The following is a 6,962-nucleotide window of genomic DNA, read 5'->3' as shown; positions in this document are numbered from 1 at the left end:
ATTTCTTTTGAGTAAGGTTTTATCTTGGGTCGATTTTAAATAAAGTTTATGAGTTGCATCATTATAATTCTTAAATTGAACTTGCCTAAATTAATTTGTGCTCATTCCTTAGGTTGCATCGCCTCCATACTAACATTCCAGCCGCCCATCATCATAGGGCGAATCAAAGCCATCACTATCATGACAATACCGAAAGGAAATACTAATAATATGCCATCGAGTAGCACTTGGTTGAAAAGTAGCACAGTACTTTTTGCATCAAAAATAAGCTCTCTGCTTAACTGAAACTGCTGCTTCATTAAAGCCATTAAGCCTGAGACGATACCTTCACCTAAAAACATCAGCAAAACTGCGCCAGTCATTAATGACACAAAGGTATCTAGTTCTTTAGAACGGGGAATTTGGCCTTTTTTACGCGCATCAGTAATGCGCTTTCCCGTGGGCTCTTCGCTTTTATCTTGCCCTGAGTCTTCAGCCATTTAAACGCGTAAAACTTGCTTAATTAATTGAAAGCCGTCAGCAAGCACAATCGAGAAGGCCTCAATCACATTAGGCATTAAAATCCAGATCAACACCAGTCCCACCATAATAGTAATTGGAAAGCCCACCCCAAAAATCTGTAACTGAGGTGCAGCTTTCGATGCCACACCAAAGCTGACATTAACAAATAAAACCACCGACATAATAGGTAAGGCTAATAGCACCCCACCGGCAAACATTTGCCCACTCCAAATAATAATGGCCCATAAATCGGCTTTAGTTAGGCCAATCACATCAATAGGTAAAGTCTTGAAACTCTCAATCAATAACTCAATTAACAAAAGATGGCCGTTGACACTCATAAAAAATAGACTGCCTGTAATTACTAGAATTTGTGCGACAACAGGCACTTGCACACCCGAAGCAGGATCAACCATAGAAGCAAAACCTAAGCCCATACTATAGGCAATAGACTGACCACCAACTAAAAGAACAGCAAAGACCATTTGCAGAATAAAAGCAGATGCTAAACCAATGGCCATTTGCTGAATAGTCACCATAACCCCTGCATAACTCATCAACGGCACATCAGGCAATGGGGGAATAAAGGGGATTACCACCCAAGTAATCAAAAAAGAAATTAACAGGCGAAATTTAACCGGGGTTGTTCTAGCACTAAAAATAGGAATAGCCATAAACAAAGAACTAATACGTATAAAAGGCCAAACAAATAAGGCTATTTTTGCTAATAATTCTTGTTCAGTAAAGTGCAAGTCTTAGCCTATTAGCTGAGGAATACGCAACATAAGATCTTGAAAAAAATCCACAATCACTTGTAACATCCAAGGCCCCAAAATCATCAAAACAATAATGATAGTCGCAAGTTTAGGAATAAAAGTCAGTGTTTGCTCATTAATAGAGGTTGCAGCTTGAAACATAGAAATAATCAAACCGACGATAAGTGAAGAGAGTAAAATGGGAGCCACTAACTTGACAGCCACAACGACTGTTTCTTGCGCGATCATAGAGATAACATCAGGCGTCATAACTTATCATTCCTATACGTAGAAACTGGCTGCTAACATTTCTAAAATTAATGACCAGCCATCTGCTAATACAAAAAGCATTAATTTGAAAGGCAAGGAAATAATCATCGGTGATAACATCATCATTCCCATTGACATTAATACACTAGCAACGACTAGATCAATTACTAAAAAAGGCAGAAAAATTAAAAAACCAATTTGAAAAGCTGTTTTTAGCTCACTAGTAACATAGGCCGGAAGTAATAAAGAAAAGGGCACCTCTTCAGGGCTAGCAATATCATCCCGATTAGCAATACGCATAAAAAGCTCTAAGTCTGCTTCACGCGTCTGTCTTAACATAAAAGTACGAAAAGGGCCTGAGGCTTTTTCTAGCGCAGTAACGGCATCGATTTTTTCTTCGAGATAAGGCTGTACAGCATCCGTATTCACTTTATCAAAAACAGGCATCATGATGAATACTGTTAGAAATAAAGACAAGCCCAACAATACTTGATTACTTGGAGCCTGAGCCGTTCCTAGTGCCTGCCTTAATAAACCTAACACAATCATAATACGCGTAAATGAAGTCATCGTTAGCAAGATAGATGGCAATAAAGTCATTATTGTCATCAAAGCTAATATCTGAATTGTGACTGTATAAGTCTGCCCACCTTCAGCATTGGTAGTCACGCTAATGGCCTCAATACCTTGAGCTGAAAGGGCTGGCTGTACTAAGCTTAACGCCAATAATAGGCTACACACACTTTTTTTAAGCACTGCCCTGTCCTTTCATCACTTGAATTAATTTTTGCGCAAATTGATTGTCTCCAGCAGCATTCGAGCGCGTACTCTCGAAAACCAAACAGTCTTCGCCTTCTAAGGTATGTAATGCTTCAACTCGCCCTGGGCTCACACCCAACAATAATTGTTTATTACCCAACTGCAATAAGACAACCCGCTCCTTAGCGCCTAGTGAAAGTCCTCCCAGTACGTGCATTTGACCCGCGCTAGTCGAAGTCAAGCCGCCCGCTTTACGTACCGCCCAAACACATAAGAAAAAAACACCTAAGACTAAAATTAAGCCACCACCCCAGCGCATAAAATCTGTTGCCATCAAGGTTCTAGGCGCACTAGGCTCCAATACTGTCGCCCAAATGGCACGACTATAAACGCTTAAGCAAATGAGCAACGTAAGTAATCGCATCATGCAAGCTGTTTAATTCTTTCTGAAGTGCTAATCACATCGGTTAAGCGTATACCAAACTTATCATTAACCACCACAACTTCACCGTGAGCTACCAAGGTACCATTAACTAGCACATCCATAGGTTCACCCGCTAAGCGATCCAACTCAACCACTGAGCCTTGATTTAGCTGTAATAAATTGCGAATATTAATTTGTGTACGCCCAATTTCCATAGAAATCGTCACCGGCACATCCAAAATAACATCTAAATTAATATCTTCGCTTTCAGGACTATTAGCATCATCTTCAAGCTCTTGAAATGACATTGCCTCAGCATCGGCTTTCCCTTGACTTTCTGCATTGCTTTGCTCTTCCATAGCATCACCCCAATCAGCAGCTGCATCATCAGAACTACCTTCACCTTGTTCATTCATTGCTGCAGCCCAATCATCGCCCAGTTCGCCGTTTTCATCTTCACTCATCTTGCCATCCTCACCTTGAAACATTCATACTCGTACACTGGGCAATTATAATTTATTGCACAGCGCCTTATCTCTATCAGTTTAAAAATTCACAAACTATCAGGTGATATTTTTTCACTTATTTTTACCGCATAATTACCATCCGACAAGCCCACCTCGCCTCTAAAAATAGGAATAGACTCAGCACGTAACATCACCTCTTTAGGTAAATCGATGGGAATCACATCACCTTTTTTAAAATGTAACACATCACTTATCTTCACTTTCTTTTCGACCAGCATACTGTTTATATTAACCTTAGAGCGCATCACTTCATTACGCAATGAAACTTGCCAACGATTATTATCCGACTCACCTTGATCACTAGAAATACCGGCATCTAATAAATCTCTAATTGGCTCAATCATAGAGTAAGGCATGGCAATATTTATATCACCACCCCCGCCTTCTAGCTCAATATGTAGTGTAGAAACAACAACAATTTCAGCAGGACTGACAATATTAGCGAAAGCGGGATTAACTTCTGAACTCATATACTCAAAATCCAGCTCTAAAACAGGCTTCCAAGCTTCTTTCAAATCTTTAAAAATCAAATCAATAATCAAACGAATAATGCGCATTTCAGTCGGCGTAAATTCACGCCCCTCTACTTTATTATAGAATTGACCTCCACCACCAAAAAAGTTATCCACGGCGGTAAAAACCAATCTAGGCTCCATAACAATTAAAGCCCGCCCACGTAAAGGCGCAAAGCGAACTATATTGAGATTGGTAGGCACAAAAAGGCTTTGTACATATTCGGAGAATTTTTGAATTTGAATACCGGAAATGGAAATTTCCGCTGAACGACGCAAAAAGTTAAACAAAGAAATCCGGAAATAGCGCGAAAAGCGCTCATTAACCATCTCCAATGTTGGCATCCTGCCTCGTACAATACGCTCTTGGCTATTAAAGTCATACTGGCGAGCATCATCAGCAGCACCCTCGTCAACCTCAACATCCGTTTCAACATCACCATCATCTACACCATGTAAAAGCGCATCAATTTCATCTTGAGAAAGTAAATCAGCTGTAGACATGGCTATTGCATAACAAACGAAGTAAAAAATACATCTTGCACTTTATTTTTGCCACCTATTTTTTTCATCACCTTATCAACCTCTTTATGCATAAGTTCTACGAGCTTTTCTTTGCCTTTAACGGTTTTTAATTCTTGAGGGACTTGCCCGCTAATCAACATCAATAAATTATTACGTATCATCGGCTCATGTTTTTTTAATAACTCCGCTGTAGTCACACCTTCAACACTTAAAGCAATTGAAACTTGAAGCAAACTGATGCCTGAACTTTTAGGAAAATTAACGACAAAAGGCTTATCCATTTCGAAATAAGTCAACTCAGTATCAGCATCAGCATCCTCTTCCTCTTCTTCTTCAGGTTCAGCCTCTACTTCCTTGGCTTCTTCGCCCTCTTCTACAGTACTCTCCTCCCCCATAAACATAAAATAATAAGCACCGCCACCCGCAGCCACTAGTACCACAAGTGCGATAATAATAATCATCATTTTCGATGATTTTTTCTCTGTACCTTCTTCAACTTCCGCCATTATTTTATCCTTTATTAAAACTAAGCAAATAACTTGCCATTAATTAACTCAAATTCAATACTTTTTAATAGAAATAATGTAGCACACTAAAAATATTCTGCCTGCTACCTATTAGAATAGGCTTCTATTATAAAGACAAGAACATCAAATGTAGAAATATTAACGCAGAAATAAAAAAGGGACTTTTACATTCAAGTAAAAGTCCCTTTAGAAAAAAAGTCACTTGTGTACCTAACAAAAAGACTCGTTACTCTATCAATTTAATTTTCTGAGGCACAGCAAAGCTTAAATTTCTTGCCACTACCGCAAGGGCAAGCTTCATTACGGCCTACTTTATTGGAGCTATCAACTTCTTCTGCCAAACCAAGTTCTTTGGTTTTCTTTTCAATCATAAACCGGCTAAATTCCTGCAAAGTATGCAAAGAAACAGGTATTGCATCCATAAGGTTCACAATTAAGCGAGACTCCAGCTCGTCATCAGCAATCTCCTCCTTAGTACTTGCCTTAATTTTCTTCAGCATAGGTCCGTTGTCAAAAGTATCATCACCTAAACCTCTAAAAACCTCCATACTAACAACAACAGGATCTTTTTTAGCTTCTTTCTTGGTTACATACGGACTTTTCCATAGTGACATGCGTAAAGATAAGCCATACCAAAATCCTCGCGCCCAGCCATAAATCGTATTAAATATATTTTCGTCAAGATCTTTTAGATCATAAGTATATTGCAACTCTCCCTTATTTCTCATAACACAATAATACTCATAGCACTCAAGCAAAAACTCAGCTAAAGGGTTCGCCTGTTCTGCGTCATCAAAGATGGATATATCACCATAAAAAGGGGCTGGTAGCCATTCGCTGGGCTTAATTGGATCTGGAGTAATCACTAAGGCGTACATAAAACCGTCTAATTCATCCTCTGAAAAATATCCTCCTGGTAAACTATCAATGGGGGCAAAAAGTTTCTTAAATCTAGCGCTTAATTCCGGTGTCAACATGATGTTGTTTTTTTAAAAATGTAAAATGCATGATATTCAATTAATGCCTAGTAAAAAGTCCATTACGTTTAAGCTCCTATTTTGCTTAAACACTTACTAAACATTAAAAAAATATATTACCACCTAAAACCGTAAAATCAACTTATCGAACAGCTTGCTACAAAAAAGGGGGCTTTTACATTCAAGTAAAAGCCCCCTTTAAATCATTACATACTATTAACCAGCAGAAACTAGGTCATTTAGAATGCACAGCCAGGTTTAACACCCAGTTTTTTCAAAATAATTGCCATAGGACAAAAGCCTGTAAATGCTGATTGAAATAAATTAGCCCCCACGAAAGCAGTAAACCATAGCCAATTAATAGAATGGTATTGCGACAATACTAAACTAATTAAAATAAATGCGCCTGCAACAGCAAATACAACACGATCTATACTCATTTTTTTTACCTATTTCAAACGTACAACGCCCATAAATTTAAGAATCATTTTTTCATAATACGGCTCGCTAATACCTTTAGCGATTTTGCGCATAAAGTATTTTTCAAAGCCAATTTTTGCTAAATGTACCCACTTACCCTGTTGTGCCCAAGTTGTATTGCGGGGTGGAATTTGTGGCACAGCCAAGAAAGCAATACCACTATCACCCATATCTGCCAAACATAAAGCATTAAGACTTGGCCTTTCATGCGGCTCTTTACCAGCTAACTCCCCTGCAATATTATGTGCTGTCGCCGTTACCATCGACTCAATCATATAGCCAGTTTTAGGTGTGCCAACGGGGACAGGTGTTTTCTCTACTGGCGGTAAAGCCACGCAGACACCGACAGAATAAATATTTTTGAAGGTTGGGTTACGCTGGTGCTCATCAACAATAATAAAGCCGCGCGGATTAATCAAGCCTTCTGCTTTTACATTGCGTACTGCATCAATACCTGTAAAGGCTGGCAACATCATTGAATGTTTAAATGGCAATTCGTGCTTTTTCTTTTCTTTACCGTCTTCATCCACTTCAGTAACAAACATCATGCCTTCTTCGATTTTATCGACTTTAGCATTGGTTAGGAATGAGCACAAATTAATTTAGGCAAGTTCAATTTAAGAATTATAATGATGCAACTCATAAACTTTATTTAAAATCGACCCAAGATAAAACCTTACTCAAAAGAAATTGAAGCGCAGATGC

The 6,962-nt window shown here is 38.7% G+C and carries 10 protein-coding genes and 1 pseudogene; all 11 read right to left on the bottom strand.

Features of this window, described 5'->3' with window-relative positions:
- Positions 1-101 precede the first annotated feature (101 nt).
- On the bottom strand, positions 102-479 hold the full coding sequence (locus BQ7314_RS01580) for an EscU/YscU/HrcU family type III secretion system export apparatus switch protein (RefSeq protein ID WP_174481955.1): 378 nt from the start codon (positions 477-479) through the stop codon (positions 102-104).
- Positions 480-1,253 (bottom strand): flagellar biosynthetic protein FliR, encoded by a 774-nt coding sequence (gene fliR / locus BQ7314_RS01575; RefSeq protein WP_174481954.1) that lies wholly within the window; start codon positions 1,251-1,253, stop codon positions 480-482.
- 3 nt (positions 1,254-1,256) lie between these two features.
- On the bottom strand, positions 1,257-1,526 hold the full coding sequence (gene fliQ, locus BQ7314_RS01570; protein ID WP_174481953.1) for a flagellar biosynthesis protein FliQ: 270 nt from the start codon (positions 1,524-1,526) through the stop codon (positions 1,257-1,259).
- A gap of 12 nt (positions 1,527-1,538) precedes the next feature.
- Positions 1,539-2,267, bottom strand: coding sequence for a flagellar type III secretion system pore protein FliP (gene fliP, locus BQ7314_RS01565; protein WP_280953853.1), 729 nt, complete (start codon positions 2,265-2,267; stop codon positions 1,539-1,541).
- A gap of 7 nt (positions 2,268-2,274) precedes the next feature.
- Positions 2,275-2,712 carry a flagellar biosynthetic protein FliO gene (fliO, locus tag BQ7314_RS01560; RefSeq protein ID WP_174481951.1) on the bottom strand — a complete coding sequence of 146 codons (438 nt, stop codon included), beginning with the start codon at positions 2,710-2,712 and terminating at the stop codon, positions 2,275-2,277.
- Entirely contained in the window at positions 2,709-3,173 is a 465-nt protein-coding gene (gene fliN, locus BQ7314_RS01555; RefSeq protein ID WP_174481950.1) for a flagellar motor switch protein FliN, read from the bottom strand. Before fliN ends, fliO begins: the two co-directional genes overlap by 4 nt.
- Before the next feature lie 89 nt (positions 3,174-3,262).
- Entirely contained in the window at positions 3,263-4,252 is a 990-nt protein-coding gene (gene fliM / locus BQ7314_RS01550; RefSeq protein ID WP_174481949.1) for a flagellar motor switch protein FliM, read from the bottom strand.
- Positions 4,253-4,254: 2 nt separating this feature from the next.
- Positions 4,255-4,779: a flagellar basal body-associated FliL family protein gene (locus tag BQ7314_RS01545; protein ID WP_174481948.1), complete on the bottom strand. Its 525-nt coding sequence runs from the start codon at positions 4,777-4,779 to the stop codon at positions 4,255-4,257.
- A gap of 260 nt (positions 4,780-5,039) precedes the next feature.
- Positions 5,040-5,777 carry a UPF0149 family protein gene (locus tag BQ7314_RS01540; RefSeq protein ID WP_174481956.1) on the bottom strand — a complete coding sequence of 246 codons (738 nt, stop codon included), beginning with the start codon at positions 5,775-5,777 and terminating at the stop codon, positions 5,040-5,042.
- 239 nt (positions 5,778-6,016) lie between these two features.
- On the bottom strand, positions 6,017-6,217 hold the full coding sequence (locus BQ7314_RS01535; protein ID WP_174481947.1) for a YgaP family membrane protein: 201 nt from the start codon (positions 6,215-6,217) through the stop codon (positions 6,017-6,019).
- A 9-nt stretch (positions 6,218-6,226) separates the two neighbouring features.
- Positions 6,227-6,844 (bottom strand): annotated as a pseudogene (locus tag BQ7314_RS01530) (NAD(P)/FAD-dependent oxidoreductase); the annotation flags it as partial.
- Between the last annotated feature and the right edge of the window lie 118 nt (positions 6,845-6,962).

The organism is methanotrophic endosymbiont of Bathymodiolus puteoserpentis (Logatchev) (genome assembly GCF_900128525.1).
Taxonomy (GTDB): domain Bacteria; phylum Pseudomonadota; class Gammaproteobacteria; order Methylococcales; family Methylomonadaceae; genus Methyloprofundus.
The sequence above is the reverse complement of the archived record's forward strand: the minus strand, read 5'-3'. Positions and strand labels throughout refer to the sequence as shown.